Source organism: Ciceribacter sp. L1K22 (assembly GCF_017599385.1).
Lineage (GTDB): Bacteria > Pseudomonadota > Alphaproteobacteria > Rhizobiales > Rhizobiaceae > Allorhizobium.
Window position 1 is genome coordinate 1683746 of sequence record NZ_JAGFPK010000001.1, and the last position, 26999, is coordinate 1710744.

The 26999-nt window shown below is 59.7% G+C and carries 29 protein-coding genes and 1 tRNA gene; 13 read left to right on the forward strand and 17 right to left on the reverse strand.

Going from position 1 to position 26999, the window contains the following annotated elements:
• Positions 1-6 precede the first annotated feature (6 nt).
• The 3 genes from J5J09_RS08435 (at position 7) to J5J09_RS08445 (ending at position 2088) form a co-directional block, all read left to right on the forward strand.
• Entirely contained in the window at positions 7-978 is a 972-nt protein-coding gene (locus J5J09_RS08435; RefSeq protein WP_208553374.1) for a beta-ketoacyl-ACP synthase III, read from the forward strand.
• A gap of 112 nt (positions 979-1090) precedes the next feature.
• Positions 1091-1429, forward strand: coding sequence for an integration host factor subunit alpha (locus tag J5J09_RS08440; protein WP_208549208.1), 339 nt, complete (start codon positions 1091-1093; stop codon positions 1427-1429).
• Between the two features lie 116 nt (positions 1430-1545).
• Positions 1546-2088, forward strand: a complete 543-nt coding sequence (locus tag J5J09_RS08445) for a MerR family transcriptional regulator (RefSeq protein WP_208553383.1) — start codon at positions 1546-1548, stop codon at positions 2086-2088.
• A 558-nt stretch (positions 2089-2646) separates the two neighbouring features.
• Here the strand turns inward: J5J09_RS08445 and J5J09_RS08450 are convergent.
• The 3 genes from J5J09_RS08450 to J5J09_RS08460 all read right to left on the reverse strand — a co-directional run bounded on the left by J5J09_RS08450 (position 2647) and on the right by J5J09_RS08460 (position 3437).
• Positions 2647-2723: transfer RNA gene (locus J5J09_RS08450), tRNA-Pro, on the reverse strand.
• A 167-nt stretch (positions 2724-2890) separates the two neighbouring features.
• On the reverse strand, positions 2891-3079 hold the full coding sequence (locus tag J5J09_RS08455) for a hypothetical protein (RefSeq protein WP_208549209.1): 189 nt from the start codon (positions 3077-3079) through the stop codon (positions 2891-2893).
• A gap of 142 nt (positions 3080-3221) precedes the next feature.
• Positions 3222-3437 carry a hypothetical protein gene (locus J5J09_RS08460; RefSeq protein ID WP_208549210.1) on the reverse strand — a complete coding sequence of 72 codons (216 nt, stop codon included), beginning with the start codon at positions 3435-3437 and terminating at the stop codon, positions 3222-3224.
• 396 nt (positions 3438-3833) lie between these two features.
• On the opposite strand from J5J09_RS08460, the gene J5J09_RS08465 reads away from it, so the two are divergent.
• Positions 3834-4676: a PHB depolymerase family esterase gene (locus J5J09_RS08465; protein WP_281436268.1), complete on the forward strand. Its 843-nt coding sequence runs from the start codon at positions 3834-3836 to the stop codon at positions 4674-4676.
• Here J5J09_RS08465 and J5J09_RS08470 read toward each other — a convergent pair.
• The 5 genes from J5J09_RS08470 to J5J09_RS08490 all read right to left on the reverse strand — a co-directional run bounded on the left by J5J09_RS08470 (position 4673) and on the right by J5J09_RS08490 (position 10445).
• On the reverse strand, positions 4673-5821 hold the full coding sequence (locus tag J5J09_RS08470) for a glycosyltransferase (protein ID WP_208549212.1): 1149 nt from the start codon (positions 5819-5821) through the stop codon (positions 4673-4675). The genes J5J09_RS08465 and J5J09_RS08470 overlap by 4 nt on opposite strands.
• Positions 5802-7073, reverse strand: coding sequence for an O-antigen ligase family protein (locus J5J09_RS08475; RefSeq protein ID WP_208549213.1), 1272 nt, complete (start codon positions 7071-7073; stop codon positions 5802-5804). Before J5J09_RS08475 ends, J5J09_RS08470 begins: the two co-directional genes overlap by 20 nt.
• On the reverse strand, positions 7070-8638 hold the full coding sequence (locus J5J09_RS08480; protein ID WP_208549214.1) for an undecaprenyl-phosphate glucose phosphotransferase: 1569 nt from the start codon (positions 8636-8638) through the stop codon (positions 7070-7072). The genes J5J09_RS08475 and J5J09_RS08480 overlap by 4 nt, the downstream gene beginning before the upstream one ends.
• A 108-nt stretch (positions 8639-8746) precedes the next feature.
• Positions 8747-9889: a glycosyltransferase family 4 protein gene (locus J5J09_RS08485; protein WP_208549215.1), complete on the reverse strand. Its 1143-nt coding sequence runs from the start codon at positions 9887-9889 to the stop codon at positions 8747-8749.
• A gap of 4 nt (positions 9890-9893) precedes the next feature.
• Positions 9894-10445: a polysaccharide biosynthesis/export family protein gene (locus tag J5J09_RS08490; protein ID WP_246745939.1), complete on the reverse strand. Its 552-nt coding sequence runs from the start codon at positions 10443-10445 to the stop codon at positions 9894-9896.
• Positions 10446-10666: 221 nt separating this feature from the next.
• Here J5J09_RS08490 and J5J09_RS08495 point away from each other — a divergent pair, with 221 nt between their 5' ends.
• Entirely contained in the window at positions 10667-12820 is a 2154-nt protein-coding gene (locus tag J5J09_RS08495; RefSeq protein WP_208549217.1) for a Wzz/FepE/Etk N-terminal domain-containing protein, read from the forward strand.
• A 6-nt stretch (positions 12821-12826) separates the two neighbouring features.
• On the opposite strand, the gene J5J09_RS08500 is transcribed toward J5J09_RS08495, so the two are convergent.
• Both J5J09_RS08500 and J5J09_RS08505 read right to left on the reverse strand, forming a co-directional pair.
• A complete protein-coding gene (locus tag J5J09_RS08500) occupies positions 12827-13996 on the reverse strand; it encodes a GNAT family N-acetyltransferase (RefSeq protein WP_208549218.1) in 1170 nt (389 codons plus the stop codon).
• Between the two features lie 249 nt (positions 13997-14245).
• Complete coding sequence (locus J5J09_RS08505) at positions 14246-14455, reverse strand: DUF2842 domain-containing protein (RefSeq protein ID WP_208549219.1); 210 nt, start codon at positions 14453-14455, stop codon at positions 14246-14248.
• Positions 14456-14574: 119 nt separating this feature from the next.
• On the opposite strand from J5J09_RS08505, the gene J5J09_RS08510 reads away from it, so the two are divergent.
• Complete coding sequence (locus J5J09_RS08510) at positions 14575-15675, forward strand: COX15/CtaA family protein (protein ID WP_208549220.1); 1101 nt, start codon at positions 14575-14577, stop codon at positions 15673-15675.
• A 1-nt stretch (position 15676) separates the two neighbouring features.
• On the opposite strand, the gene J5J09_RS08515 is transcribed toward J5J09_RS08510, so the two are convergent.
• The 5 genes from J5J09_RS08515 to rplM form a co-directional block, all read right to left on the reverse strand.
• On the reverse strand, positions 15677-16516 hold the full coding sequence (locus J5J09_RS08515; RefSeq protein WP_208549221.1) for an aminoglycoside phosphotransferase family protein: 840 nt from the start codon (positions 16514-16516) through the stop codon (positions 15677-15679).
• A 2-nt stretch (positions 16517-16518) separates the two neighbouring features.
• A complete protein-coding gene (gene argC, locus J5J09_RS08520; RefSeq protein ID WP_208549222.1) occupies positions 16519-17451 on the reverse strand; it encodes an N-acetyl-gamma-glutamyl-phosphate reductase in 933 nt (310 codons plus the stop codon).
• Positions 17452-17505: 54 nt separating this feature from the next.
• Positions 17506-18459, reverse strand: a complete 954-nt coding sequence (gene speB, locus J5J09_RS08525; protein WP_208549223.1) for an agmatinase — start codon at positions 18457-18459, stop codon at positions 17506-17508.
• A gap of 140 nt (positions 18460-18599) precedes the next feature.
• On the reverse strand, positions 18600-19067 hold the full coding sequence (rpsI, locus tag J5J09_RS08530) for a 30S ribosomal protein S9 (RefSeq protein ID WP_208549224.1): 468 nt from the start codon (positions 19065-19067) through the stop codon (positions 18600-18602).
• A gap of 2 nt (positions 19068-19069) precedes the next feature.
• On the reverse strand, positions 19070-19534 hold the full coding sequence (rplM, locus tag J5J09_RS08535; RefSeq protein ID WP_208549225.1) for a 50S ribosomal protein L13: 465 nt from the start codon (positions 19532-19534) through the stop codon (positions 19070-19072).
• Between the two features lie 623 nt (positions 19535-20157).
• Between rplM and J5J09_RS08540 the strand changes: the two genes are divergently transcribed.
• Both J5J09_RS08540 and J5J09_RS08545 read left to right on the forward strand, forming a co-directional pair.
• Entirely contained in the window at positions 20158-20607 is a 450-nt protein-coding gene (locus tag J5J09_RS08540) for a CoA-binding protein (protein WP_208549226.1), read from the forward strand.
• A gap of 246 nt (positions 20608-20853) precedes the next feature.
• Positions 20854-21288: a CoA-binding protein gene (locus J5J09_RS08545; RefSeq protein WP_208549227.1), complete on the forward strand. Its 435-nt coding sequence runs from the start codon at positions 20854-20856 to the stop codon at positions 21286-21288.
• Positions 21289-21294: 6 nt separating this feature from the next.
• Here J5J09_RS08545 and J5J09_RS08550 read toward each other — a convergent pair whose 3' ends face one another.
• Complete coding sequence (locus tag J5J09_RS08550) at positions 21295-21723, reverse strand: DUF6455 family protein (protein ID WP_208549228.1); 429 nt, start codon at positions 21721-21723, stop codon at positions 21295-21297.
• A gap of 156 nt (positions 21724-21879) precedes the next feature.
• Here J5J09_RS08550 and J5J09_RS08555 point away from each other — a divergent pair, with 156 nt between their 5' ends.
• The 3 genes from J5J09_RS08555 to J5J09_RS08565 all read left to right on the forward strand — a co-directional run bounded on the left by J5J09_RS08555 (position 21880) and on the right by J5J09_RS08565 (position 24206).
• Positions 21880-23163, forward strand: coding sequence for an O-acetylhomoserine aminocarboxypropyltransferase (locus J5J09_RS08555; RefSeq protein WP_208549229.1), 1284 nt, complete (start codon positions 21880-21882; stop codon positions 23161-23163).
• A gap of 113 nt (positions 23164-23276) precedes the next feature.
• Complete coding sequence (locus J5J09_RS08560; protein WP_208549230.1) at positions 23277-23762, forward strand: GFA family protein; 486 nt, start codon at positions 23277-23279, stop codon at positions 23760-23762.
• A gap of 99 nt (positions 23763-23861) precedes the next feature.
• Entirely contained in the window at positions 23862-24206 is a 345-nt protein-coding gene (locus J5J09_RS08565; protein ID WP_208549231.1) for a cupin domain-containing protein, read from the forward strand.
• On the opposite strand, the gene J5J09_RS08570 is transcribed toward J5J09_RS08565, so the two are convergent.
• Positions 24188-24916, reverse strand: a complete 729-nt coding sequence (locus tag J5J09_RS08570) for a recombinase family protein (RefSeq protein ID WP_208549232.1) — start codon at positions 24914-24916, stop codon at positions 24188-24190. The genes J5J09_RS08565 and J5J09_RS08570 overlap by 19 nt on opposite strands.
• Positions 24917-25261: 345 nt before the next feature.
• On the opposite strand from J5J09_RS08570, the gene J5J09_RS08575 reads away from it, so the two are divergent.
• The gene (locus J5J09_RS08575; RefSeq protein WP_208549233.1) at positions 25262-25909 is read left to right on the forward strand and encodes a hypothetical protein; all 648 of its coding nucleotides are present in this window, start codon (positions 25262-25264) and stop codon (positions 25907-25909) included.
• Positions 25910-26043: 134 nt separating this feature from the next.
• Positions 26044-26997 carry a trypsin-like serine protease gene (locus J5J09_RS08580; RefSeq protein ID WP_208549234.1) on the forward strand — a complete coding sequence of 318 codons (954 nt, stop codon included), beginning with the start codon at positions 26044-26046 and terminating at the stop codon, positions 26995-26997.
• The last annotated feature ends 2 nt before the right edge of the window (positions 26998-26999 follow it).

Genomic DNA, 26999 nt, shown 5'->3' on the forward strand with positions numbered 1-26999 from the left:
AAAGACATGATCCGCTCTGTAGTGCGTGGTTTCGGAGCAGCGCTTCCGAAACGGGTGTTGAGCAACCGTGAACTGGAAAGCATGGTCGAGACATCCGACGAATGGATCGTGCAGCGGACAGGTATCCGCCAGCGTTATATAGCCGGTGAGGGCGAGACGACGGCATCGCTTGGTGCGGATGCGGCTCGGGCCGCTTTGACGAACGCTGGTCTGTCCGCCGAAGATGTTGATCTGATTATTTGCGCCACCTCCACGCCGGACAATACCTTTCCGGCCACCGCGGTGAATATCCAGAACAGGCTTGGTATTACGCACGGCTTCGCCTTTGATGTGCAGGCTGTGTGCTCCGGCTTTGTGTACGCCGTCGCCACAGCCGACCTCTATATCCGAGGTGGCATGGCGAAACGTGTCCTGGTCATAGGTGCGGAAACGTTCTCCCGCATTCTGGACTGGACCGATCGCACCACATGCGTGCTGTTTGGCGACGGGGCGGGTGCGATTGTTCTTGAGGCTCAGGAAGGGCAGGGAGGACTTGCCGATCGCGGGATTCTCACATCCCAGCTTCGCTCTGACGGCTCTCACAAGGAAAAGCTCTATGTCGACGGCGGGCCGTCGACCACGGGGACAGTCGGCCACCTGAGGATGGAAGGCCGCGAGGTGTTCAAACATGCCGTCGGCATGATTACAGACGTCATCGAACAATCGTTCGAGGCAACCGGGATCAGCGCGGCGGACGTTGACTGGCTCGTGCCGCATCAGGCGAACAAGCGCATTATCGATGGCTCTGCCAAGAAACTCGGAATACCGCCGGAAAAGGTCGTGGTGACGGTCGACCAGCATGGGAATACGTCCGCGGCGTCCATTCCGCTCGCTCTTGCCACTGCGGGCGCGGATGGCCGCATCAAGAGGGGCGATCTTGTGCTGCTGGAGGCCATGGGTGGAGGCTTCACGTGGGGCGCTGTGCTGTTGCGCTGGTAAGGGTGCGGAGTCGAAATTAAGGATTTCGAACAAGCGCTTGACCGTCCGCTGCAAGGACAATACTCTCACAGCGCTTTCATACGATCACCTTTATAAATACGGGCGGAGAGCAATGGCCGGGAAGACAGTGACGCGGGCAGATTTGGCGGAGTCCGTCTTTCGCAAGGTAGGATTGTCCCGCACCGAATCGGCGGAACTGGTTGAGACCGTCATCGACGAGATCTGCAACGCGATCGTGCGTGGAGAGACTGTAAAACTGTCCTCCTTCGCCACGTTTCAAGTCCGCAGCAAGAACGAGCGTATCGGCCGCAATCCCAAGACCGGCGAAGAGGTTCCGATTTCTCCGCGTCGCGTGATGACCTTCAAGGCGTCGAACGTCTTGAAGCAGCGCATCCTGCGTGCCCATACGGCGCGAAAGGCCAAGCAGAAGCCACAATCCCCGACAAGTTGAGGGAAACCTCCTCTGAGTGTGATGCGTGACTTGAATTACCGCCGGTAAATCGTTGAAATGATGCCGTGAGTCGCAGGAGTGCGACCGTCTTTACTCGCATCATCGAGGTCAGCAGCGTGGACAAGAGCCCAGACGCGTTTAGGACCATCAGCGAGGTTGCTGACGACCTCGACCTGCCGCAGCACGTATTGCGCTTCTGGGAAACCCGCTTTCCCCAGATAAAGCCGCTCAAGCGTGGCGGTGGCCGCCGTTACTATCGGCCTGACGATGTCGAGCTGCTCAAGGGGATACGGCATCTGCTCTATGATCAAGGGTACACGATCAAGGGCGTACAGAAGCTTCTGAAGACCAATGGAAACAAGTTCGTGATGGCGATCGCCAGCGGCGACCTTGCGACTATGGAGGCGCTTGTCGCGGCAACGCCAGCTAAGGTCGACGAGCCGCGATTGGCGACGGGGCCTGAGGATGACCAGATTGTCGGTCGAGCGAAGGCAAAGGTCAGTGGACGTTTCTTTGGCTTCGGCAGCGGCAACAATGAGGATGACAGCTTCGTTGCGCCGCCGGCAGGCCAGGCCGTGGGTAGAGAAGACAGGGCACTGCTTCAGGAGGCCCTCTATGATCTTCTCGAGTGCAAACGTCTTCTCGATCAGGTGCGCTGAGACTTCAATCCAAAAACACGGTGTCAGACATCCAAACTCCGAAGCGACACCACCCGACCGCAAAGCGACGTCTAGGCGACCATTTTCGGAAGTAATTGCTTCACCGAGTTGACATGCCCCGCGGTCCCCGAGATGTATCCGGTCGGCAAGTGGGGAGATGGTTTGTCTGTGAAAGTGAAATCGGAAGTTCTCGGCTTCGTGCAACGTGTTGCTGATGCCGGTGGGGAAATGTCTGTCACGGAAGACGGACTTGACCATGTCGTTAGAGATGCAGAAAAGCAGGGCTTTGTATTGATATCCGCCGATAGCGGAGGGTGGGGCGTAAGCGTTGGCGTCGCACTGACCAATGCCGGACGTCGACTGGTGGGGCTCCATGTCATAACGCCTGATATCGAGCGCCGTTCTTTTTGGGGAATGCTACCCGCGAGGCTGAGGCGTCTTCGGGCTCTAAGAAACTGAAAGCCCACTAAGTTGAAAAAGCAAGTTTCAACGCGCATCGCACCTCGACGCGGTCCCCGGTGACTAAACTCATGTGTGACTGGAATATCAAGATTTTAATGGTCGGGGCGGCGGGATTCGAACCCACGACCCCTTGACCCCCAGTCAAGTGCGCTACCGGGCTGCGCTACGCCCCGACCTGCTCAAAGAGCACGATCCACTTAGTCTGTTGACCTTCGTGGCGCAAGCGCAAATTTTTCATTGTCCTCAAAAAGGGAAGCCCCAGCGACAGATTTCGTTCAGGCGGGAACGTCAGACCTTCTCCGCTCTACAGGCAGTGCGGCGTCCATCTCTCGTCAGTTGCTCACCATCGGAATTGCGGATCGCGCTTCGCATTCATTAGAAGCTCATGCTGCGTCGCGAAGTCGCCGAGCAGCACCTTCAGTCGCCGCTCCTCCTTTGAATCCAGCCTGTAGCGCTTGCAAAATTCCGAAACGCTGAAGATTTCCCTCAGCCCGGGCTTGCGAATATCCTCATCATCGACGCGCTGCATGAGCACCTCCCACTTAACCCACTATGAACGACACTCCTTAAGAAAAGTTCCAGATTTCACCGGCTTGAACGCTTGGTTTGTCCGCTAGCGTACAGTGGTGCGACTGGCGGAGTTACAGGGGGAACCGCCAGTCGCCCAAGGCCTAGTTTTGGATCGTTTCGGCCTTGCTGTCGTCAGAGGTAGTGACGGGTGGGACCATCTGGTCCTGTGCGGCAGTGTGTGCCTCGGTTTGGACGCTTGCCGTGATGATTGTCTGGTCGACGTCGGCGGCAGCGGTAATGGGCGTGTGCCCCGCGCAGTCGGCCATGGCGGCCGATGCAGTCAGCCCGAGGGCTGCGGCGATTACGAGAACTTTCATGCCATTCTCCTTTCGCGTTTATGCATGAACAGCCTAATGCCCGACTGCCTCCCTGACAAAATCACAAATTCCGGAGGGCCATGACTTTTGCCGCAAATAATCGGTTTGCCCGTCTTGCCTATGCTGCATTGCAGCATTACCTCCTGTCTCGTCGTCGGCACCGGTTACTCCCCGTGCGCGGCTAATCGGGATACCCAATCCATGCGTTTCACCCTGCCGCGTTTCATTTCCTCCGTCCTTCGGAGCAACCGCCGCGCCATGCGTCGAACCGAGGATTGGCAGCGTCTGATCGGAAAGGCACTCACGCCGGATATCTCTGCGGTTCGGAAAAAAAGGAGCCCGCCGACCAAGCTCCTCGAGATCAGAACGTTCGGCCACAACCCTGGCAATCTCAACATGCTCGAATATGTGCCTCAGGCACTTCCTGCGGGGGCGCCGTTGGTGGTGGTGCTGCACGGCTGCCTGCAGACGGCGAAGAACTTTGATCGGGCGGCCGGCTGGACGCAGATGGCGAGACAAGGCGGATTCGCAGTCCTTTATCCGGAGCAGAAAAAGGTCAACAATTCAAATTGTTGCTTTAATTGGTTCCGGCCAAGCGTTGCGAGCCGCGATCGGGGCGAGGTGGCGTCGATACGTCAGATGATCGAGAGCATGCAGCGTCGCCATAAGTTGTCGCTCGACCGTGTCTATGTCTTCGGGTTGTCGGCCGGCGGGGCGATGGCGGCTGCGGTCATGGCGGCCTATCCGGATATCGTTTCGGGCGGAGCAATTGTCGCGGGGCTGCCGTTCGGCGCGGCGCGCGATGCAATGGGTGCTCTGTCGGTCATGAGACAGGGGGCTAAGCGGGAACCTCGCGCCTGGGGCGATCTTGTTCGGCACAATGCTCCCGATGACGTGAAGCGCTGGCCGACCGTATCGATCTGGCAGGGTCAGGATGACCAAGTTGTGTCTCCAGCGAACGCTGAAGCTCTGCTCGCGCAATGGTGTGACATTCATGGTCTCGGGGACGAGCCGACCCAGAATGGCGTCATTGGTAACCGTCAGGTGCGTCGCTGGCTCGACGACAACGGCGAGACAGTGGTCGAACAGCACCTTATCGCCTCCATGGATCATGGATTGCCCATTGCGGCAGCTAAGCTCAAGCGGCTGACCGAAAAGCGCTTCTATCTGGACGCCGGTGTGTGTGCGTCAACCGAAATGGCGCGGGCCTGGCGCCTTATTCCCCGAAAGAAAAGCTAGTCCGCAACCAGCTCGCGATAGACCTGAAGCGTCCGTTCAACCATTGTCTCCAGGGTGAATTGATGACGCCGCGCGGCCGCTGCTGCCGCGAAAGCGGTCCGACGGTCCGGATTTACGGCGGTCAACATTGCGTCAACCAAAGCATCGGTACGATCTTCGTTGGGAATGAGAACACCGTTGACACCATCCGCCAGCACGACCGAACTCCCGCCCGTTTCCGTCAGGATCATGGGCAGACCCGAAGCGGCGGCTTCGAGCGCGACGTAGGACATTGCCTCGTAGCGGCTCGGCATGACGAGGATGTCGAAGGCCTGCATGGCCGTGCTGCCCGGTATGTCGTGGCGCAGGAGGAACCGATCGGAGAGACCGGCTCTGTCGATGGTTTCGCGCAGCATCGCCTCCATCTCTCCAAAGCCGATCATGGCGAGGTGAATATCAGGCGCCGCCGAGGCAGCCTTAACGAACGCATTCACCAAACGCTCCGGTCCCTTCTGGGCGGAAAGCCGTCCGACAAATCCAAAGACCACCGCGTCTTCTGGAACGCCCATGGATCGCCTCAGGGCTAGACGATCCTCCCGCGGCGGCGTTAGCACGCCATTGATCACGACGCGCAACTTGTTCGCCGGAATGTCAAGCGTTACCGCATGATCGCGCTCGTCCTCCGAAACGCAGATGATCCGGTCGGAGAAGTACCGTCCCAGAAAGCTTTCGATGGTGCCGAACAGCGTCCGGCCCTTGCGCCCAAGCGTCGGGTCCATGGTTCTAAGAGCGTGCGGCGTGTAAACGCGCGGAACATGCCGACCCGGCAGCCGCACCCGTGTCAGGGCACCGGCCTTGGAGCTGTGGCCGTGAATGAGGTCGAACGGGCCGAGCGTCTTGATAAGACGATGAAGGTCGAACCAGGCGGCTGCATCCCAGGGGCCGACGGCCCGCCGCATCGGCAGGGCTACGACATTCTCAAGCTCAAGAGCCGTCAACTCCCTTACGAAACGATCCTCCGCGCGAACCGGAGAATAGACGGCGGTGACCTGATGGCCTCGATCCTTCAGCGCGCCGCAGAGATCGATGAAATGCCGTCCCGAACCGCCGCCGCTTGGTTCCAGAACCTGCAGCAGCCGCATCGGCCTATCGATCATAGCTGGCATGGTGATGTGTGCCCTGTTCGTCCCCCGACCGGCGGCGAAGGTGATTGTGCTCAAGCGCGATGCATCCCCAGATGATCCCGAGCAGCATGTAGAAATGCCGCCAGTGGTCCGTATCAATCACGTTGCCGATGGCCGTGTGGCCGACGATGACGATCCACGCGATCATCAGGTAGGGCTGCCATGGTCTGTTGCGCAGGAGATAGCGGAATCCTAGGGCGATGGTTGTAGCGATCAGGCCGACATAGGTCACGAAGCCGAGCCAGCCATAGGTCGTCAGCGACTTCAGCCAGATATTGTGTTCGTCTTCCGGAAAGATCTGACTGAACACCATGGGCCCGATGCCGAGCGGCTTTTCCATCGACATCAGAAAGCCGATCCTATGACGGTCGAAGCGCCCGAGATGGCCACCGTCATACTCCTGCACCAGCTGGGTGCGGCTCAGGAACAGGTCGGCCACCTTGTCGAACTGGAGCGCGATCAGCATGGCGGTCACCATGAAGGCGATGGCGGCCAGTGACAGAATAAGGATTTTCAGCCGAAAAGCGCCCGTCCTTTCCTTGAGCAGGAGCACGAAGACCAGCATGACCGCGGAGAGAAGAAACAGGCCCCAGGCTGCGCGAGAGAAGGACAGGAAGATGCCGAGCGACAGGATCAACAGTCCGGCGATCCGCATCGGTGCTCCGGCAAGTTTTCCGGTCAGAAGCCCGTGCATCAGGTAGAGCGACGGTGCGACGAGGAAGGGGCCGAAGACGTTGGGATCCTGGAACGCGCCCTTGGCGCGGTCGTAGAGTGTGAAGACATCAGAACCTGGGAAGGCGTGGAAATAGCCGAGAATGCCGAGCATGCCCGTGATAATGGCCGAGCCGACCCATGCCTGGAAGATCAGCTTCAGACGCTTGTGGCTGTCTTCGATGATGGCCGCATAGAAGACCGACGTCAGCGCCAAAAATGTTGAGACGGCAAGATACATCGGCCCGGTACCGAGATCGTCCATAACGGTCAGCGAGAGAAAGCCGCCAACATTGAAGACCATGAGTGCTGCGAGCAGAGGGGCCACGGTTCGCGAAATCTTGAGCCCGAACAGGAACCAGAGGGCGATCTGGACGACCATCAATAGTTCGTAAGGAGCCGGTTCAGAAATGACGAAGCCGGAGAGAAACACGCCGAACGCGACAAGCGCCGAGCCGAGCAGGCCAAGCGCTGCCAGTTGCGGTCTCGCAACGACCGGCCCTCGTATGTCCACCGCGCTCAATAGGCGTTCTCCGTGTTGAGCAGGCGGAACGGCGTCAGGAAAAGTATCTTGAGGTCGAACAGCAGGGACCAGTTCTCAATGTAGTAGAGATCATAGGCCGTTCGGAACTTGATCTTCTCATCGTTGTCGATCTCGCCGCGCCAGCCATTGATTTGCGCCCAGCCTGTGACGCCGGGCTTTACGCGATGACGGGCGAAGTAGCCTTCCACCACGTCCGAATAGGTTCGGTTGTGCGTTTGGGCATAGACCGCGTGTGGACGCGGGCCGACCAGCGAGAGATCGCCGCGGAGAACGTTGAAGAGCTGCGGTAGCTCGTCGATGGAAGACTTGCGGATGAACCTGCCGACGGGCGTGACACGTGGATCGTTCTTCGTCACGGCATTTCGTGCCGTGGGATCGCTCAATTCTGTATACATTGAGCGGAATTTCAGGACGTTGATGACCTCGTTATTGAAACCGTGCCGCTTCTGCACGAACAGGATCGGTCCCTTGGAGGTCATTTTTACCGCAATAGCCGTCGCGACCATGATCGGCCACAGGAGGGCGAGTGCGACGACGCTGAAGAAGATGTCGAAGCCCCGTTTAGCGACGGAATCCCAATCCCGGATCGGCTTGTCCAGGATGTCCAGCATCGGCACGGCGCCGACGTGGGAATAGGAACGCGGACGAAACCGCAAGCCGTTGGAATGCGCGGCGAGGCGAATATCGACCGGCAGGATCCAGAGCATCTTCAAGAGTTGCAGAATGCGTCCTTCGGCGGTTAGGGGCAGCGAGATGATCAGCATGTCGACGTGGGCAAGGCGTGCGAACTCGACGAGTTCCGTCACGTTGCCCAGTTTCGGATAACCGGCGATGATCGCCGGCGATCGGTCACCGGTCCGGTCGTCGAAGATGCCGCAGATGCGGATGTCATTGTCTTCTTGCTGCTCGAGGGCACGGATCAGGTCCTTTGCCGGCTGTCCGCCGCCCACGATGACAGCGCGACGCTCCATGATGCCGTTACGGGCCCACCGCCGGATGGCGAATGCGACGAGAAGCCGCTCGGCAATCAGAAAGGCGGCGCCATAGCCGTACCAGAGCATGAACCAATGCTGAAAATGCGGTGGTGTCGCATCCCCGAGAAAGAGGACGAGGCCGACAACGGCGCAGGCGAAGGTCCAGGAGGCGACGACCCGTGGAAGGAAATGCATGCGGGAACGAAGCGCCGGCAACTGATAGCAATCGCTCAACTGCATGGCGAGAACGGCGAGAAGCGCTCCGACGGTCGATACGCCAAATTGCACGATGTGATCGACCAAGGTGCCAGCCCCGATCCATGCATGCATCGCCATCCCGATGGCCAGAAGGCAGATCAATTCAAGAAGCCGGATCTGGCCGGTCACGATGATGGGAGAGTAGCTAGCCTCTTTGAATTGCTTCGCGATCTGTCGTGCCAGCGGGTTGATTTCGCCGGGTTCACCTGAAGGCTTGGCGGTTGTGTCGCCGGGTTCGTAGAGCCGCGCTTGGACGACCTTCTTACGCAGGGCCTCGGCGTCGAATTCGTCGTGATTGGGAAGCTGGCTCATTGCTAACGCACTCCTTCACCAATTTTGGTAGCATGAAGAGTCTAAGAAACGCTTATCTTCAAAGCCGGAATGGTCCCGATACGGGGCGCTTTGCTGAGGGCATAGGGATCAGTCGGTCTTGAGCCTCGACCGATAGACCTCCATGACATCGGCCGCCATGGTGGAAGCCGAAAACCGGGCGCGGAAGGTCTTTGCGTCGGGCATGATGCTTCTTGCCCATTCTGGCGAAGTGAGTGCTTTGGCCATCACGCGTGAAAGCTCCTCCGAGCTGCCGGGTGCGACGAGGGCCTCACTATCTTCACCGAGCACTTCCGGAATCCCGCCGACCCTTGTGGCGATGACGACTTTTCCGGCTCCCAGCGCCTCCAGCACGATATAGGGCATGGCCTCTGCCCTGGACGGGACGACGACGATATCGGATCGCGCGAAAGCGTCCCGAACGGGCATAGCCGGGAGCATGTCGATGCGAAGTCCAAGTCCCATCTGCGTCCGCATGCGTTCGTAGCGCTCCCGATCCGGTCCATCGCCGATGATCAATGCGGAAAGGGGGTGTCCGACGGCACGCTCGGCGCGGGCAAAGGCATCGACGAAGACGTCCGGTCCCTTCAAGTCTCGAAGCATCCCGACGTAGAGGAAACTGGCACCGTCGGGGCCTGTCGGAACGGGCGAAAGATCCTGTTCGCCGATCCCGTTGTAGACGACCTGCGCCGGGCAGCGTGGATTTCCGATCTTGCTCTCGTAGACGCTTTGTTCGTAACCGCAGACAAACAGCAACTGATCCGTAAGCCGTTCCAGCCGCCTTTCGATGAAGAAAACGGCGCGTCCCGAGAGCTTCGACGGGTCGAAATGCAGACTGCCTCCGTGAGGGGAATAAACGCGGGCGACGCGATACCTTTCGACCCGCAACACTGAGCCGATGGCGCGGGCCAGGACGCCACCCTTGGCGCCATGACCATGCAACACATCCGGCCGCAAACTTTTGATTGTCTTGTAGCTGTCCCAGACGGCCCGTACGTCGCGCACGCTGACAGACCGACGAATGGGCAGTCGGGTCAATCCGAGGGACAAATACGGTCTTATTTGCTCGAAGAGCCGCTCCTCGTGCTCTCCGCCCGTCGAGCTGTCGCACACAATTCCGACCTCGTGCCCGGCCTTACTGTGTTGCTCGGCGAGATCGCGGACGTGACGGAATATGCCGCCGACCGGTGAGCGAAAACAGTGGATGATGCGCAAAGGCTGTTCGGATGACATGATCTCAGAACAGCCGCTCGCGAATGTAGAGGGTATCTCCAGCGAGAAGGGGGTCGGTGACCGGAACAGTGCCGGTCAGGATTTCTCCGTTGATCCTGCGCGTCACATCGACGACGCGCTGGTTGGCGCGGGGCGAAAAGCCGCCGGCAACGGCGATTGCGTTAAGCACCGTCATTCCCGGGACATAGGCATACTGTCCAGGCTGCCCGACCTCTCCCATGACGAAGATGGAACGATAGCGATCGACTTCAATGCTCACGTCTGGATCGCGGAGATAACCCTGCTTGAGCTTCTGGGCGACGGCACCCTCGAGTTGCGTCAATGTGGCACCGCGAGCCGGAACCTGACCGATCAGCGGGAAGGCGATATAGCCCGCCTGATCCACCGTGTAGGTATTGCTGAGGCTTGGTTGTTCGAAGACGGTGACGCGCAGCCGGTCACCGCTGTCGAGCCGATACGGTTGGATCGTGGCTTCGTGAAAGACTTTGGGCGCGGGCCTGTAGGTGGCGCACCCGGAAATCGTCGCCAGGGCCAAGGCGGCAATCGCCACAGCCATCCATCTCGTCGCCACCGCTTTCATGCGCCGTTGCGCTCCCAGGTCAATTCATTCGAACCCGCCCGTTATCCTCCGATTAAGGTTAATGGGCGGTAAAGGCGCGGGCATGTGACGTGCGTTTCAAGTGGGCTGCCGCCCATGATTGCGGACTAAGTTTGGATTAACCCTTGAGTTACCATGTTCTTTTACGATCCGCGGATGTTTGTTGCGGGAGTGTGAGTATGACAGGCGTGGACAAGCGTCATCAGGACGTCGATATCGATTTGGTCCAACTGTTTCGTGCGGTCTGGCAGCGGAAGGCTGCCTTGCTCGCCGCAACGGCGATTGTCACGGTCGCGGCGTTTGCTGGCGCCAGCATGATTTCCCCCCGATACAAGGCGGAGACCCGCATACTCATTGAGGCGAGGCAGCCGGTGCTGACCGCGCCGGGTACGCTGAACATGGAAAACCAGCCTGTGCTGGACGAACTGAACATTGTCAGCCAGGTCCAGCTTCTTCGCTCCACGGATCTCATCCGTCAGGTGGCAAAGGATCTGAAACTCTTCGAGCTCAGGGAGTTCGATCCCGACACAGATCCGTCCGCCATATCCGATCTGCTCGTGATGCTCGGGCTCAAGAAAAATCCGCTCGACATGAAGCCTGAGGATCGCGTTCTCAAGGCCTTTCAGGAAAAGCTACAGGTCTACCAGGTCGAGAAATCGCGTGTGATCGGCATCGAGTTTACCTCAAAGGATGCGCAACTCGCGGCGGCGATTCCGAACAAGATGGCGGAAGTCTATCGGTCCGTTCAAAGCGGCGCCAAGCTCGACAGCACGTCTGAGGCGGCCCGCTGGCTTGAGCCGGAAATCGCGAATCTGCGCGAGAAGGTCGGGGAGGCGGAGAAGAAAGTCGCGGACTATCGCTCCTCCGCCGGACTGCTGCGGACCAGCGAAACGGCCAATTTTGCGACGACGCAACTGAATGACATCTCCGTCGAACTGTCTCGCGTCCGGGCGCAGCGTGCCGACGCGGAGGCAAAGGCTGAAAATCTGCGGACTGCACTCAAAGCCGGGCGGCCGACCGACACGCTGGATGTCGTTACCAATTCGCCGGTCGTGCAACGCCTGAAGGAGAACGAGTCACAGCTTCGCGCCCAGCTCAACGATCTCTCGACGACGTTGCTGGATGGACATCCGAGGTTGAAGGCGATTCGCGCCCAGCTCACCGGTTTAAGGGAGCAGATCGTAGCCGAGTCCAACAAGGTAGCAGCCTCTCTGGAGAATGAGGCGGCGGTTGCGAGGCTGCGTGAGCAGCAGTTGTTGGGTCAGCTCAATCAGGCGAAGGCAGAGTCCGCGCGCGCGGGCGACGAGGAAGTGGGGCTGAAGGCGCTCGAACGAGAGGCAGCCGCGCAGCGACAGTTGCTAGAAACCTACCTCGCGCGCTACCGGGAGGCCACCAGTAAGCTCGATCCGAATGCAAGCCCGGCGGACGCTCGCGTCATTTCACAGGCCACGCCGCCGCTGGAGCCTAGCTTTCCGAAAGTCATCCCCATCACCGTGGTTGCTGCGCTGGCGACATTGATCCTCGGCGCTGTGATTGTGATGCTGAGCGAGCTGTTCAGCGGCCGGGCTCTGCGGCCATCCGATTCCGATATGGAGGACGAGGCTGAGACTTCGGAGACAGTGCATCGCGAACCCGCACATGTGACGAAGACACCGCCGCCGAGGGACATGCCTGTGCCGTCGATCTTGAACGAGCTCGACCGGCCCCGAGCGGTGGAAGAGACGCTGGAGCCCGAGGAAGACGACCAGTTCTCGATCGAAACCGTTGCTCGATACATACTGGACGGTACGGCAAAGATCGTGTTCGCGATTTCGCCGACGGGCGACGACGGCGCCGCCGCGACGGTGATGCTCGTGCGGGAACTGGCGTCTGCCAACACACGTGTCATCCTCATCGACATGACGGGTTCCGGCTGCCCAACGGCATTGATGTCGCCTGACCCGGACTTGCCCGGGATTACGGACCTTCTGTGCGGAGAAGCGGCCTTTGCCGACGTTATCCATGCAGATCGGCTGTCGGAAGCCGATATCATTCCCCAGGGAATGAGCGACCCGCACCGCGCCATGCGTGCGGCCGAGCGCCTGTCGATGATTGCGGACGCCCTGGCTGATGCCTACGACGTGGTAATCGTCGAATGTGGACCTGCCAACGCGCAGGCTGTCGCGCGGCTATCCCGAAACGGCGAGCACGAAGTACTTTTGTCGGCGCCCGATCCGGACAAGCGGCAGCTGGCAGCGATCATGGATGAATTCGCCAAGGTTGGATACGACGATCTCGTGCTGATGACAGGCGGCAGCAAACGCGTTCGGCGGGGCAGGGCGCGCGCAGCCTGATCTGTGTCAGTCGCCTGTTCCCGTTGCCGCCGTTGGTGTTTCGTCGGCATAGGAACGCAGGCGCTGGATAATCGCGTAGAGCTGGGGATTTCCCTTGATGACGGCTTTGGTTCGGGTAACCCCGCGCTGCGCAATCGCGGCGAGCCGACCCGGCGCGGAGACCGGCAGCAGGACGTCGTGCTGGATCGTCTCCACCGTGCACCAACGTCTCTTGTAGTCCTGGTCGCCGACCCCGAAATCGAAAAGAGCAGCCCCTTCGGCACAGGACTTTTCGATCATCAGCCAAAATAGAAACTCACCGGGACTGGTATCGGCAACCAGCGTCTCGTCGATCGAGCCGAACTGGCAGATCACATGGTCGCCCTTCCGGGAGAGGCCGGCAATTGCTGCGATCTTGCCTTCGAGAGGTCCACAAAGCTCCAGCGCATGCAACTCGAGTGGCGTGTCTCTACCGTCCCGACCGGTGGCCAGGAGCATGCGGAAGAAGGCCTGCGTCTCGGGCGGTTGAAAGACATTGGGGATACCCATCGCCTTGAACCGTACCGCCTTCTGAAAAAAGAACAGATCCAGCAACCGGGTCTTGTCTGAATCGGACCGGGCGACGACATGTCTGTAACCGCCTGCGGCTTCAAGTTTGCGCTGCTGGTTACGGAAGTTCTTCCGGCGACGCTTGCCGTTCAACTGGTTGATAGTCGCCTCGAAATCTTCGAAGAGTGGGAGCTGGAAGGCGTGGTTCTGGTGCTCGATGACCGGCAGTGTCGAAAACGGATGCCGTTCTCCGCGCCAGTCGAGAGGGATGTTCTGCAGGCTGACGAGGTCGGCTTTGCCGTGAAGCTGCTTTACGATATCCGCCGTGACTTGTTCAGCCACTGCCTTGTCGCAACGTGCCCGAAAACCGCTGTCGAAGAGACCTGTATTGATGTTGTTGAAGCGGGACCCGATGAACTGGGCCGTCCGGATCATGTTATTGCGGACGATTTCCAGCGGGAGGATGAAGATGGAGCGTCCTTCCTCCATGCCGTGCAGAACCGCCAGCGGATTCGTATGTGTCTTCGCCCAGGAGGCACACCAGTCATAGCCCTGGTGCAGTGAATTCAGCCTGTCACGTTCAAGCAGTCGCCACGCGGCCTCAAGCGGCTCCACGCGCGTGTGCAGATGGACAGAAATGGGCCGCATGAAAATCTCGCGATTCGAAGTCACGGTCGGCTCCGACCACTCTTCTTCCGGGTGGTCTGGGGCGAGGCGATTAATATTCACTTGCGCGGGCTGCACGAACGTTTTCTCCGGGAAACGATTTCGCCCAAGCGTAAAACCGCCACCACTACATTGAGTTTATATCGCACGTCCCGCGCACATATTCCGAACATTGCAGTTAGTGCCGGGTTAACGGCAGCGAGCGACCGCGGCCGCTGGTCTGTCGGCGTCTCATTTCTGCACCGGTCCCGCCATCCACTTGATGATGAGCATTGCCGGAAGAATCCATAGCAGGCCGCTCAGAAGGAAGTATAGAAAGTGCACCCACCACGGCGAGGTCGCGAGCGTTGCCGAGGCGATCGCCGTGGCGACGACGGCGTATAGGAGCACAAGGACGATGATCAGGATGGTTCCGATGAACTTGCGGAGGCGAACAGGCATGAGGCGGATTCCCGATTGAGTCGGCGGGTGGCGCAGCGACGTGTTGCCGCGATCTGGACCCTTGTCTTCTATCGGCAACTGCTCCAAATCAACAAGTCGAAAAACTGAGGATTCCAAGCATGGCCAACGCTCCCGCCGCACCGGAAAACGCGATCGCACGCAAGGTCGACAAAGTCAGCCGCGACCGCGTGATGTTGCGGACGTGGTTGCTGGTGGTCGTGGCCACGTTGTTCTGTTTGGTGCTGGTGGGGGGCGCAACGCGTCTGACGGAATCGGGCCTGTCGATCACCGAATGGAAGCCGATTCATGGCGTGATCCCGCCGCTCTCGGCGGAGGAATGGGAAGAGGAATTTGCGCTCTACCAGCGCATTCCCCAGTACCAGCAGGTCAACAAGGGCATGACCGTCGAGGAATTCAAAACGATCTTCTGGTGGGAGTGGGCGCATCGCCTCCTGGCGCGGGGCATAGGCATCGTTTTTGCTATTCCCTTGCTTTTCTTCTGGCTCACGGGGCGCGTCGAACGTCGTCTGCGTGGGCCGCTGGTCGGGTTGCTGGCTCTGGGTGGATTCCAGGGTTTCATCGGCTGGTGGATGGTGTCCTCCGGCCTCGCCAACCTCGTCAGCGTGTCCCAGTACCGTCTTGCTGTTCACCTGACCATTGCCTGTCTGATCTTCGCCGGCTGTGTCTGGATCATGCGTGGACTGTCGCCCCACTCGCGCGATCGCGCGCCCGAGAGCATGCACCGTTGGGCAATGGTGATCGCCCTTCTCTGTATCTTTCAGATCTACCTTGGCGCTCTGGTCGCCGGTCTCGATGCCGGTTTGAGTTACAACACCTGGCCGCTTATGGACGGTGCCGTCGTGCCCTCTGATCTTTTTCTCCAGCAGCCCTGGTGGATCAATCTGTTCGAGAATCCGAAGACGGTGCAGTTCATCCACCGTCTTGGCGCCTACCTGCTCTGGACGGCGGTTCTGATCCACATGATCCTGTCTCTCCGGGCTGCTCCTGGAAGCACCCACGCACGTCGGACGATCGTTTTGTTCGGCCTCGTTACCATTCAGGCGCTCGTAGGGATCGTGACGCTCTTGACGCAGGTGCAGTTGCACTCGGCCTTGGCCCATCAGGGTGGTGCGCTCATCGTCCTTGGCTTCGCCGTTGCCCACTGGCGCGGCTTCATTGGCGAATATCCGCAAGAGACTCGGATTGAGGTTCGGGACTGAATTAGCTTTGACGCATCACGTTTCGGATTGCTGCGGCAACGGCAAGTTCATCGTCTCGCTCCCGACCGTGTCCGTCCTCCTCATACCATGCGGCTGACAGGCAGGCATATGCGAATGCGTAGCGAAGGATGGTTCGCGCGTCCCGTCGGAGCGTCGTTGAAAAGATGTCGGCCATCGATGCGATGCGCGTTTCGTCGCGCGTCAGGTCCTGTCGGTCGAGCGGATTGGAAAACATGTTGGCCACATCCAGCGCCGGATCACCGATCAGTCCGGCAGGATCGATAACCAGCCACCCCCGCCCGCCGCGCAGAATGTTTTCATGGTGCAGGTCACCATGAAGTGGCTTGAGGTCTTTCTGTTCGCCAAGAAGCATCTCTACCAGTTCGGCGGCTTCAACGAACAGGCTGTAGCCCTCGGCTGTCTTGTCCCGGGCCGCTCGTTTGAACAGGCTATCGAAATATCGGACCGCTGGCTGTAAGCTGATGGGCAGCAAGGCATCGGACGTGCTGTGGTAGATTTCGACAAGTTCCGCCGCGATGTGCGTCGCGTCGGTATCGCTGCTCGCAAACATCACACTGCGGAGTGTCTGGGAGCCGGCGTGCTCGAGAAGGACGGCGTCGTCCGTGCGCCCAAGAACCAGGATGGCACCAACTCCACCCCGCCATTCCAGAAAGTCGACACCGTGCTGGCTCTCGATCAGGGACTTCTTTCTGAATACCTTCACGATGTCCAGCCGGTCACCGGCGCGCTTCACTTCAAAGACGGTCCCGGCGGCGGTTTCGGCGATCTGCTTCGCTTCTTCTATCTCCCACTTGGGTGGGAACGTCGACAAATCAGCCATCCTCAGGCCGAAAGCATGAGGTCCATGTTCTGGACAGCAGCGCCGGACGCTCCTTTGCCGAGATTGTCGAGAAGCGCGACGAGATTGACATGGGCACCGCCCGGAGTTCCAAACACGAAGATCTTCATCGTGTCCTGTCCGACGAGGTCTTCGGCATCCACACGGGGAAGCTTGGCACTTTCCTCCAGTGGCACGATGCTGACGATGTTCTGACCGGCATAGTGCGCGACCAGCGCCCTATGAATGCTCTCGATCGTGGTGCCGTCCGCCATGTCGTCCAGAAACAGGGGAACCTGCACGATCATGCCCTGCGCGAAACGACCGACTGAGGGAGAGAAAAGTGGAGACCGGTCGAGCAGGCCGTGAACCTTCATTTCCGGAACGTGCTTGTGCTTGAGCGGCAGCCCATAGAGGAAGTTGTTGGCCGTGATGTGCTCCGGATGGCCTGCATCCTCCATCTGCGCAATCAACTGCTTCCCGCCACCTGTATAGCCGGAGACGGCATTCACGGTGACAGGATATCCGTCGGGAATAATCCCAGCCGCCCGGAGCGGACGCAGGAGGCCGATAGCCCCTGTCGGGTAGCATCCGGGATTGGCGACGTAACGAGCGGAGCGGATCTTCTCTGCCTGCGACTTGTCCATTTCGGCGAAACCGTAAGCCCAGTCATTGGCGACCCGAAACGCTGTCGACGTGTCGATGATGCGGACCTTGTTGTTCCCCGCCACCATCTTGACCGCCTCTTTCGAGGCATCGTCGGGAAGGCAGAGGATCGCGACATCCGCCGCGTTGAGCAGATCCTCGCGAAGCGCCGCATTCCGCCGCTCTGCTTCGGGGATCGACAGCAGTTCGACATCGCGACGGCCGGCCATGCGGGTGCGGATCTGCAACCCCGTTGTGCCGTGTTCACCGTCGATGAAGATCTTCGCTGTCATGTGTGTTGTCCTGAGAGGATTAGAGTGAGTCTCGAAGGATGGTGAATCAGTGTGTCAGCTACGTGTCGCGAGCTTCTCCGCGCGCAGGCCGAGCATATACATCGCGACCGTCGCGCCCGCAATTGCAGTGATGTCGGCATGGTCGTAGGCAGGCGCCACTTCGACGATGTCCGACCCGCGGATATCCAGCGGGCCAAGCTTCCGCAAGACGGAGAGCATCTTTGCCGACGACGGACCGCCTGCCACTGGCGTTCCGGTTCCCGGAGCATAGGCCGGATCGAGGCAGTCGATATCGAAGGTCAGGTAGCATGGAGTATCGCCGACATGCGCCAGTATCGCGTCGGCAATCGTCTGGGCCCCCATATCCTCGACCTCCCAGCCATGAATGATCCTAATTCCAAAATCCTCCGGGGCGTGCGTGCGGATGCCGATCTGGATCGAACGTTTCGGGTCGATCACGTTTTCCCGCACGGCACGGCACACGAACGAGCCGTGGTCGATGCGCTTGCCGTCATCGTCCCAGGTGTCCTGATGGGCGTCGAAGTGGACGAGAGCCAGCGGGCCGTGCTTGGCGGCGTGGGCCTTGAGCAGCGGCCAGGTCACGAAATGATCGCCGCCAAGTCCGAGAAGATAGGCGCCGGCCGCGATGATCTTCGCGGCTTCCTTCTCGATCAGGGCAGGGGTCTTCTGGTGGTTTCCGTAATCGAGCAGCACATCGCCGTAATCCACCACAGCCATCTGTTCGAAGAGGTCCCGCGAGAATGGATACTGCGGATCATTGTCGAAAATCGCGGAAGCGCGCCGGATCGCTTGTGGCCCGAAGCGGGCACCGGGCCGGTTTGAGACGGCGGCGTCGAAGGGAATGCCAAGCACCGCGGCATCCACGTCCTTGAGCGACTTGGAGTATTTCCGCCGCATAAAGGACAGGGCGCCCGCATAGGTGGGGTCGGTTGCCGCGCCCCGAACTGCTTTTGCGGTGAATGCATTGTCGATGGATTTGCTCGCCATGTTCCGTCTCTTGTTGCTCATGTCGCCTGACCATAGGCGAAGCTGGTTCGTCCACAAATTCCAAATCTCGATGAGCTGCTGAAAACAAAAAAGGCGGAGCCGAAGCCCCGCCTTGATTTCCGTTTCCGGCAGTCCAGCGATTAGCGCTTGGAGAACTGGAACGAACGACGGGCCTTCGCCTTGCCGTACTTCTTTCGCTCGACCACGCGGCTGTCGCGGGTCAGGAAGCCACCCTTCTTCAGAACCGAGCGCAGGCCCGGCTCGAAATAGGTGAGGGCCTTGGACAGGCCGTGACGAACTGCACCGGCCTGGCCGGAGAGGCCGCCGCCGGTGACGGTGGCGACGATGTCGAACTGGCCGTCACGTGCTACAGCGACGATCGGCTGCTGCAGGATCATCTGCAAAACCGGGCGTGCGAAATAGGTCTTGAATTCGCGACCGTTGATCGTGATCTTGCCGGTGCCGGGCTTGACCCAAACGCGGGCAACGGCGTTCTTGCGCTTGCCGGTGGCATAGGAGCGGCCGAGCGAATCGACCTTGCGGACGTGTGCCGGAGCAGCTGCTTCGGTCGTCGTGCCGAGGTCCTTCAGGGAAGAGAGGTCAGCCATTATCAGGCGCTCCTTACGTTCTTGCTGTTCAGCTTGGCGACGTCGAGAGCGACGGGCTGCTGTGCTTCATGGGGGTGGTTGGAACCGGCGTAGACGCGCAGGTTCTTCATCTGGCGACGGCCGAGCGGGCCGCGCGGGATCATGCGCTCGACGGCCTTCTCGAGGACACGTTCCGGGAAGCGGCCTTCGATGATGGCGCGCGCGGTGCGCTCCTTGATGCCGCCCGGGTAGCCGGTGTGCCAGTAGTACTTCTTGTCGGAATACTTCTTGCCGGTGAAGACGACCTTCTCGGCATTGATGACGATGACGTTGTCGCCGTCGTCAACGTGTGGGGTGTAGGTAGCCTTATGCTTGCCGCGCAGGCGCATGGCGATGAGGGAGGCAAGGCGACCAACAACGAGGCCTTCGGCGTCGATGATGACCCACTTCTTCTCCACCTCGGCGGGCTTCTGAACGAAGGTAGACATGGTTGTATCTTTCCATCTAATCCCTGGCATCCCGAAGGCCGCGAGGGCGTTTTTTGTTGCTTGGCTTTGCGGGCATCCGCTCACAAAGTAGTCGCCAACCCGAAGGTACGCGATCTGCGGCGTGTATATGTGGCAAACGTCTCCACGTCAATAATACGCGGATTGGCGAACGTTTATAAAAGCATTGTAAAATCAGTTGCTTATTGTTGCGGTATTATTTTACCGCTATTTTTTCTGTTTTGTACTGACAAAGAGCGCTCGCCTTTGGTGAGCCGACCTCCCGCTGTGTGTTCGGTTTACTTTCCCACTCTTGATGACGACCGCAGGTGGTGACCTCGGTATCGCTCGCGAAAAATAAGATCGATATCAACGACGACACCGAACTTGTTGTGTCGCATAACGATATCTCTTTTCGGGCATGCAACCATGAGGCGTTTCTAAAATTAACGAGAACGAATGATGTACAGATAGCGAACGCAAAGCGATCTTTGGTGCGGTTGCGTCAATTTCGGGCTGACAGCCATAGCTGGGTCTCAGGAAAAATTAAGAAATTACGAATATGGTGTCAATGGGACCGCGGATGGGAGTTTCGCTGATCCGGCCAAGGCCGGGGGAGGATTTCCATGGACCACGATCACTATACTGATGCCTATCTCGAAGCCGTGCTGGAGGATTGCAAATCAGTGGCAATCATCGGTGCGTCGATCGACGACAAGCGCCCGAGCTTCTGGGTCACCGGCTTCCTTCTTGGGAAGGGTTACACGGTTTACCCGGTCAACCCCTCGTACGCCGGGAAAACCATACTGGGCCGTCATATCTACGCATCGTTGGGCGACCTTCCCGAGCGGGTGGACCTTGTCGATGTTTTTCGACGTTTATCCGAATTCGCCGGTGTCGTGGAGGAGGTGCTGGCTCTTCGTCGCCGTCCGAAAGCTATATGGGCGCAACTTGGTGTCCGCGACGACGGTGCCGCCCGGAGAGCGGAAGAGTCCGGAATCCGGGTGGTGATGGATCGCGCGCTCGTGACTGAGTACGCCCTCGTCTACGGGAAGACCCACGGACAGGCGGCATGATCGCTGACGCTGATGCATGTGCTTAGCTGCGGGCCTAGCAAGAGCCAATGACCGATGCCGCCGCAGGGGGGGCGGTATCGCAGCATCTCTGCAACAGCGGTCCGGAAACTGGTCCTGACGTCAGGCATCCGGAATGGACGTCGGGATACGGCCGTGGGCATGATTGTCCTGTTGGCCCCATGGAGTCGGCGATGAGATATTGTCTTGTCTTCGTGGTGCCCGCGACCGATCTGGGACGAGGTGCGCATGTTGTTACCGCATGACCGATATGATGACGAACTGATCGCGACCATTCTTCGCGAGACAAGAACGATAGCTCTTCTCGGCGCGTCGCCCAATCCGGATCGGCCCAGCAACCGGGTCATGCGCTTTTTGCTGTCCAAAGGCTACGACGTCACCCCCGTTAATCCGGGGCAGGCGGGAACGGAGCTTCTGGGGCGAAAGGTATTTGCAACGCTCGGCGATATTCCCACGGCGATCGACATGGTCGACGTCTTCAGGGCGCCCGAATACCTCCCGGCAATCGTCGACGAGATGCTGGCCATGACCCCGATGCCCCGCTTCCTTTGGGGGCAACTCGGCGTCAGGGACGATGAGGCGGCTCTGAAGGCGGAGATGGCCGGTGTCGTGGTCGTAATGGACCGCTGTCCGGCGATCGAGTATCCGCGGCTGATTGGCTGACGCTCTTTATTCCGCCAGCACGGTCGGCGTTGCACGTAGCGCGTTGAGTTCGCCGGCGTTGTGGCAGTATCCGCTGAAGGCTTCCACGGCAGTGCCCTCCGCAAGATCGTGACGGCATTCCGCCTTGTTCGAACACTGCGCACAGGTGATCTGCATGTCCCGGAAGAGCGCCTTGAAGCGCGTCTCGACTTCCATAGGATCGATTCCGAGCTCGCGCATCATGTAGGGCATTTCGTCTGCCGCATCAGGACCTGCCTTCGCCAGTTCTAGAAGTTGGTCCGGCTGTATATTGCAATCCCTTGCGATCCGCCGGATCGTTTCGTCGTCCAGAGCGGCGATCAAGTCCGCCTCGGCCGTTGTTTCCCAAGCCTTCGCCACCCAGCCGAAAACGCGGGAAAGAAATGTTCCCCCTGCTTGCTCCAAAGATAGATTCATCGCCGACCTCCGTAGAATGCAGGAATTTTCACCGCTTACGGGCGGCGATGCATTGACTAAGATCAAAGGCGATCGCGGCATCGGAAATCGTGTTTGACACACGCCTCCGGACGGGCCACGGTCGCCGCCAAAGAATGAGGAAAAGGGAGGTTACACATGTCCAACGACAAGCCGGGATTTTCCACGCTTGCGATCCACGCCGGTGCCCAGCCGGACCCGACGACGGGAGCCCGGATTACGCCGATCTACCAAACAACGGCCTACGTCTTCAATGACGCGGACCATGCCGCAAACCTCTTTGCGCTCAAGGAGTTCGGCAATATCTACACCCGCATCATGAACCCCACCCAGGCGGTCCTGGAAGAGCGGGTCGCCGCGCTCGAAGGCGGCACCGCCGCTTTGGCCGTTGCCTCGGGGCATGCCGCCCAGATGCTGGTTTTCCACACGATCATGCAGCCAGGTGACAACTTCCTCGCCGCCAAAAAGCTCTATGGCGGCTCGATCAACCAGTTCGGCCACTCCTTCAAGAGTTTCGGCTGGGAAGTGCGCTGGGCCGATCCCTCTGATACGGCGAGCTTCGAATCGCAAATCGACGACCGCACCAAGGCGATCTTCATCGAGAGCCTCGCCAATCCCGGTGGCACTTTCGTGGACATCGCAGCGATTTCGGAAGTCGCCCGCAAGCACGGATTGCCGCTGATCGTCGACAACACGATGGCCAGTCCCTACCTCGTTCGTCCGCTCGAACATGGTGCCGATATCGTTGTCCACTCCGCCACGAAGTTCCTGGGTGGCCATGGAAATTCCATGGGCGGCGTCATCGTGGACGGCGGCACGTTCGATTGGTCGAAGTCGGGCAAATATCCGGCGCTCTCGGAGCCAAGGCCCGAGTACAACGGTGTCGTGCTGCATCAGGCGCTCGGCAATATCGCATTCGCCATCGCCTGCCGGGTGTTGGGTTTGCGGGATCTGGGACCCGCAATCGCCCCGATGAACGCTTTCCTGATCCTGACTGGCATCGAGACCCTGCCTCTGCGGATGCAGCGCCACTGCGACAACGCGCTGGCCGTGGCGAAGTGGCTGAAAAGTCACGACAAGGTCGCGTGGGTCAGTTATTCGGGCCTCGAAGACGATCCGAACCATGCGCTTCAGCAGCGGTATTCTCCGAAGGGTGGAGGAGCCGTCTTTACCTTCGGCGTGAAGGGCGGCTATGCGGCCGGAAAGGCGCTCGTCGAAGGGCTGCAACTTTTCTCGCATCTCGCCAACATCGGTGACACTCGCTCGTTGGTGATCCATCCAGCCTCCACGACCCATGCGCAGCTGACCGAGGCGCAGCAGGTCGCCGCCGGCGCTGGCCCGGACGTCGTTCGCCTGTCGATCGGCATCGAGGATGCGGAAGACATCATTGGCGATTTGGAGCAGTCGCTGGCGAAGGTCTGATCGGTCCACGCCAGCGCGCTGGCAAATGCGACGGCGCGTGCCTCCTCGGCCGCGCCGTCCATCTTGCCGGCGGTCAGCGCATGGCTTAACGCTTTGCTTGTCAGCGAAGAGGGATGGCGATGATCTCGGAAGGCGGCTGTTTCTGTGGCAAGGTGCGCTATCGGCTGAAGGCAGCGCCGATGTTCGTCAATTGCTGCCACTGCCGGGATTGCCAGCGGCAGAGCGGCAGTGCCTTTGTGGTCAACGGTATGATCGAGGCAGAAGAGGTGGAATTGCTGTCGGGCGAGCCGGAGCCCGTGTCGATGCGCACCGACAGCGGCCATCCCCACGATATCTTCCGCTGCCGGGAGTGCCGATCGGCGGTCTGGAGCGACTATGGCCGCCGCGGCTGGATGCTCTTCATTCGCCTGGCGACACTCGACGAACCGGGTCGGTTTCCGCCGGACGCCCACATCTTCACCTGTTCGCGGCTTCCATGGGTCAATCTGGATGGCGGTGCGCCAGCATTCGACATCTACTACGAGATGGAAAAGCTCTGGCCAGCCGAAAGCCTGGAACGTCGCCAGCGCGCGCGCCTCAGGGCCGGCGCCGAGCGCTGAGCGGCGAGGATAGCTGTTTGCGTTTACGGCGCGGACTGTTGCATGGTGCCTCAAACGGGCGGCGGGATTTGACCGGCCGAACCACGGACGGGGAGTTGCATGACGAACTATATGCGTTTCGATCTGGAGGGCGTTGTGCCTGAGGAGGGCGCGCCCGCGCCCGACAGGTTGATCGCCGGCGCGCCGCAATTCCTCACCTGGAATCTCGAGGAAGCGCCCGGCGGCATCTATGCCGGGGTGTGGCAGGCGACACCTGGAAAGTGGCGGATCAGCTATGACGAGTGGGAGTATTTCCACATCCTCGAAGGTCATTCCATCGTGACGGAGGACGGAGGTACGCCGATTCATTTGAAGGCGGGCGATCGGCTGATTCTCAGGCCGGGGTTCAACGGAACGTGGGAAGTGGTTGAAACGACTCGGAAAGACTACGTAATCCGTCTCTGACAGCTGGCGTCGGCCCGACGCCCCGGTTGACTTGCCCTTGAAGCCGCCGGTGGCGCGATCCTCGACGGAGGGGCGAGCCGTTGAAGCTGGAGCAGGAAGGCGATTTTCGCCAGCAGCAGCTCCAGCTTTGCATCTAGAAACGGTTCCTGGTCCTCGCCCAGACCTCCTCGCATGGCGCGGTACAAGGTGGCCCTGCTGACGCCAAGTCCGTGGGCTGCCGCCTTGATGCTGTCGCCCCCCTGGACCGCCGCCCGCGCCTGATCGACCTCCAGTCGCGAGAGTTTTGGAGGGCGCCCGATCGGACTGCCGCGCATCCTGGCGGCCGACATGCCCGCGCGCGTTCTCTCGGAAATCAGCGCGCGTTCGAACTCCGCGAGAGCGCCCATGATATGGAAGATGAGGATGCCGCCAGCCGATCCCGTGTCGATCGATTCCGTTACGGAATAAAGGCCGATGTCTCGGCGCCCCAGGTCACTCACCACGTCGATCAGGTGGGAGAGCGACCGCCCGAGGCGGTCCAGTCGCCAGATGACCAGCGTATCACCGGGACCGAGCATTTCCAGGGAGCTGTTGAGACCGGAGCGTGTCCGCGAGGCGCCGGAAGCGCCGTGGTCGGTGAATATCTGCTGACAGCCTGCCGCCTTCAGCGCCTGCAGTTGCATCTCGATGTTCTGATCGCTCGTTGAAACTCTCGCATAGCCGATGCGCATTGTTTGTCTCGCCGGTCGATGGATCGTGCGCCAGAAGCGTGTCGAATTCAGGAAGTGTATCAGAAAGGTTCCCTTTTGAGCACACGTTTAAGTTAAAGTCAATGATTAAAATGCACGCATAAATAAATTTGATCGAAGTTGCATAAACTTGAGCGGGCGGAGCTAACAGCCTGTTTCGAAGCCATATTTCTGGCAGCTCTGCACGGGATGGGTCTTTAAGCTTCGGTCTATGCGGCGATGTCGTCCGGTGCCGGGGAAGGCTGGGGCTTGCGCAAATAGGAACGCTTTAGAGACGGATTGGGCCGTCTCGGGCATTTCCGGCCAAGCTCTGCAAAGGAGGCAGCGATGACCACGTATTCCCTGACCCTGAACTTCGACCCGGTCGTCCTCACGAATATCAAGAGGGCGGATCAGCGCGTCGCGATCGCGAAACCCGTCAACTCGGGCGGCCCGAGCGTCATCTGGCTCGACATTGATCCATTCCCCTCGACAACGATCGAATGGGAGGAGGACTACTGGATCTATGCCTCCAACGACGAGGTTGTGAACGGCGCGACGATCACCAAGCTGACGGAGGTCTATCCGGGCCCGGCGCTGGACGCCGGTTACTATGTTCTCCAGGAAACCTGCGTCTTCGGTGGCTTCACCAAGAGCAACGGCATCCTGCCGGTCCCGCCCGGCACCTATGCCGCAATCAACCAGGTCCCGTATGACGACTACAACAGCCTCACCTTCGGGCTGGCCCAGACCGCGTTGATCAACAAGAAGCCGGAGGAACGCAAGCCGATCTCGGCTCAGTCCGTGCTCGCCACCCAGCACATCAAGATGACGCCGTTCGTCACGCTTTACATCTGGCTCGAGAGCGAGTTCCGCAGTCAGACGATTATCACCGACGTTGCCGGCAACGCGTCCTCGGCGGTTTTCGGTGGTGGCGTGACGGAACTGGATCTCACCTACGATCCCATCCACGGCATCTTCTCGCCGTCGTCCTAAGCTGTCGCGTCCCTGGCGATGTCTAAGCGATGGCCTGCGGAGGGCGGGCCATCGTCTCCCCAAAAACGAATATCAGCAACAGCGCGCAGCGTCGCGCCTAGCCGGCACGCGGCCGGCTACCAGGAGGATTTCCGATGCACTCAGTTCATTTTCATTCGCGACTGTCGACGATCGTATTGGCGGCAACCGCCGCGTTTTCGATGGCATTGCCAGGCGTTGCAGCCGACCTCAAGATCGATGACCTCGATAACACCGGTTCCCGCACGTTCTTCACGCAGAAGGAACTCGAAGGCGCCGAACCTGTCGAAGAGGTCGTCACGCCGGAAGAACTCGAGCAGATGAAGCAACGCTTCGAGGAACTGTACCCGCAGTCGACGACAATACCCGAACGCGATCACGGTGCCCTTGAAGACAAGGGTGTTCCGCAACCGGTTACCGATCCGGGTGCCGGCAGTCCCTATTGGAGCACGGGCAAGCTCGTCTTTAAGAAGCAGGGCGAAACCAGCCTCAAGCGTTGCACGGCGCAGTACGTCGCGAACAATGTCCTGATGACTGCCGCCCATTGCGTCTACAATATCGAAGCGCAGACGTGGAACTCTGACTTCAACTTCCTTCGCGCCTTCGATGATGGCACCTATCAGCAGTCGGTCGGCTGGATGTGTGTCTCCATCTTCGACGCATACCATACGCCTGCCAAGAACTATGCCTTTGACTACGCCTTTATCCTTGTGGATGCGCCGGACCAGAAGAAGCCGCTTGCGGTAAAGACCGGTGTGCCCGCGACAACGCCGCTGACGGCCGTCGGCTACCCGAGAAACTTCGGCGACGGCAAGAGACTCTACGAAGTGAATGGTGACTGGGGCTCGGTCGCTCGCGGGATCGTCACCATGAGCGGCAATCCCATGCGCAGCGGCAACAGCGGCGGCGCCTGGTTCAGCGAGTTCAAGGTGAACGGTGACGACAGCAACAATCTCATCGTAAGCCTGAACTCGCATCACTTGACTGGAAACACGACCGACGAGAATGGTCCGCTGCTGACGGCGGACACGGATCGGCTTTTCAAGCACGTTCAGGCCGGGTGCAAATAGAC

Coding starts and splice junctions, on each gene's coding strand:
- J5J09_RS08560 (WP_208549230.1), top strand. CDS start 23,277: ATGGCGATGATCTCGGAAGGCGGCTGTTTCTGTGGCAAGGTGCGCTAT.
- J5J09_RS08545 (WP_208549227.1), top strand. CDS start 20,854: ATGTTGTTACCGCATGACCGATATGATGACGAACTGATCGCGACCATT.
- argC (WP_208549222.1), bottom strand. CDS start 17,451: ATGACAGCGAAGATCTTCATCGACGGTGAACACGGCACAACGGGGTTG.
- J5J09_RS08550 (WP_208549228.1), bottom strand. CDS start 21,723: ATGAATCTATCTTTGGAGCAAGCAGGGGGAACATTTCTTTCCCGCGTT.
- J5J09_RS08500 (WP_208549218.1), bottom strand. CDS start 13,996: ATGCGGCCCATTTCTGTCCATCTGCACACGCGCGTGGAGCCGCTTGAG.
- J5J09_RS08565 (WP_208549231.1), top strand. CDS start 23,862: ATGACGAACTATATGCGTTTCGATCTGGAGGGCGTTGTGCCTGAGGAG.
- J5J09_RS08555 (WP_208549229.1), top strand. CDS start 21,880: ATGTCCAACGACAAGCCGGGATTTTCCACGCTTGCGATCCACGCCGGT.
- J5J09_RS08540 (WP_208549226.1), top strand. CDS start 20,158: ATGGACCACGATCACTATACTGATGCCTATCTCGAAGCCGTGCTGGAG.
- speB (WP_208549223.1), bottom strand. CDS start 18,459: ATGGCGAGCAAATCCATCGACAATGCATTCACCGCAAAAGCAGTTCGG.
- J5J09_RS08435 (WP_208553374.1), top strand. CDS start 7: ATGATCCGCTCTGTAGTGCGTGGTTTCGGAGCAGCGCTTCCGAAACGG.
- J5J09_RS08480 (WP_208549214.1), bottom strand. CDS start 8,638: ATGAGCCAGCTTCCCAATCACGACGAATTCGACGCCGAGGCCCTGCGT.
- J5J09_RS08485 (WP_208549215.1), bottom strand. CDS start 9,889: ATGTCATCCGAACAGCCTTTGCGCATCATCCACTGTTTTCGCTCACCG.
- J5J09_RS08490 (WP_246745939.1), bottom strand. CDS start 10,445: ATGGCTGTGGCGATTGCCGCCTTGGCCCTGGCGACGATTTCCGGGTGC.
- J5J09_RS08465 (WP_281436268.1), top strand. CDS start 3,834: ATGCTCGAATATGTGCCTCAGGCACTTCCTGCGGGGGCGCCGTTGGTG.
- J5J09_RS08455 (WP_208549209.1), bottom strand. CDS start 3,079: ATGCAGCGCGTCGATGATGAGGATATTCGCAAGCCCGGGCTGAGGGAA.
- J5J09_RS08495 (WP_208549217.1), top strand. CDS start 10,667: ATGACAGGCGTGGACAAGCGTCATCAGGACGTCGATATCGATTTGGTC.
- J5J09_RS08515 (WP_208549221.1), bottom strand. CDS start 16,516: ATGGCTGATTTGTCGACGTTCCCACCCAAGTGGGAGATAGAAGAAGCG.
- J5J09_RS08570 (WP_208549232.1), bottom strand. CDS start 24,916: ATGCGCATCGGCTATGCGAGAGTTTCAACGAGCGATCAGAACATCGAG.
- rplM (WP_208549225.1), bottom strand. CDS start 19,534: ATGTCTACCTTCGTTCAGAAGCCCGCCGAGGTGGAGAAGAAGTGGGTC.
- J5J09_RS08440 (WP_208549208.1), top strand. CDS start 1,091: ATGGCCGGGAAGACAGTGACGCGGGCAGATTTGGCGGAGTCCGTCTTT.
- J5J09_RS08470 (WP_208549212.1), bottom strand. CDS start 5,821: ATGCCAGCTATGATCGATAGGCCGATGCGGCTGCTGCAGGTTCTGGAA.
- rpsI (WP_208549224.1), bottom strand. CDS start 19,067: ATGGCTGACCTCTCTTCCCTGAAGGACCTCGGCACGACGACCGAAGCA.
- J5J09_RS08505 (WP_208549219.1), bottom strand. CDS start 14,455: ATGCCTGTTCGCCTCCGCAAGTTCATCGGAACCATCCTGATCATCGTC.
- J5J09_RS08460 (WP_208549210.1), bottom strand. CDS start 3,437: ATGAAAGTTCTCGTAATCGCCGCAGCCCTCGGGCTGACTGCATCGGCC.
- J5J09_RS08575 (WP_208549233.1), top strand. CDS start 25,262: ATGACCACGTATTCCCTGACCCTGAACTTCGACCCGGTCGTCCTCACG.
- J5J09_RS08510 (WP_208549220.1), top strand. CDS start 14,575: ATGGCCAACGCTCCCGCCGCACCGGAAAACGCGATCGCACGCAAGGTC.
- J5J09_RS08580 (WP_208549234.1), top strand. CDS start 26,044: ATGCACTCAGTTCATTTTCATTCGCGACTGTCGACGATCGTATTGGCG.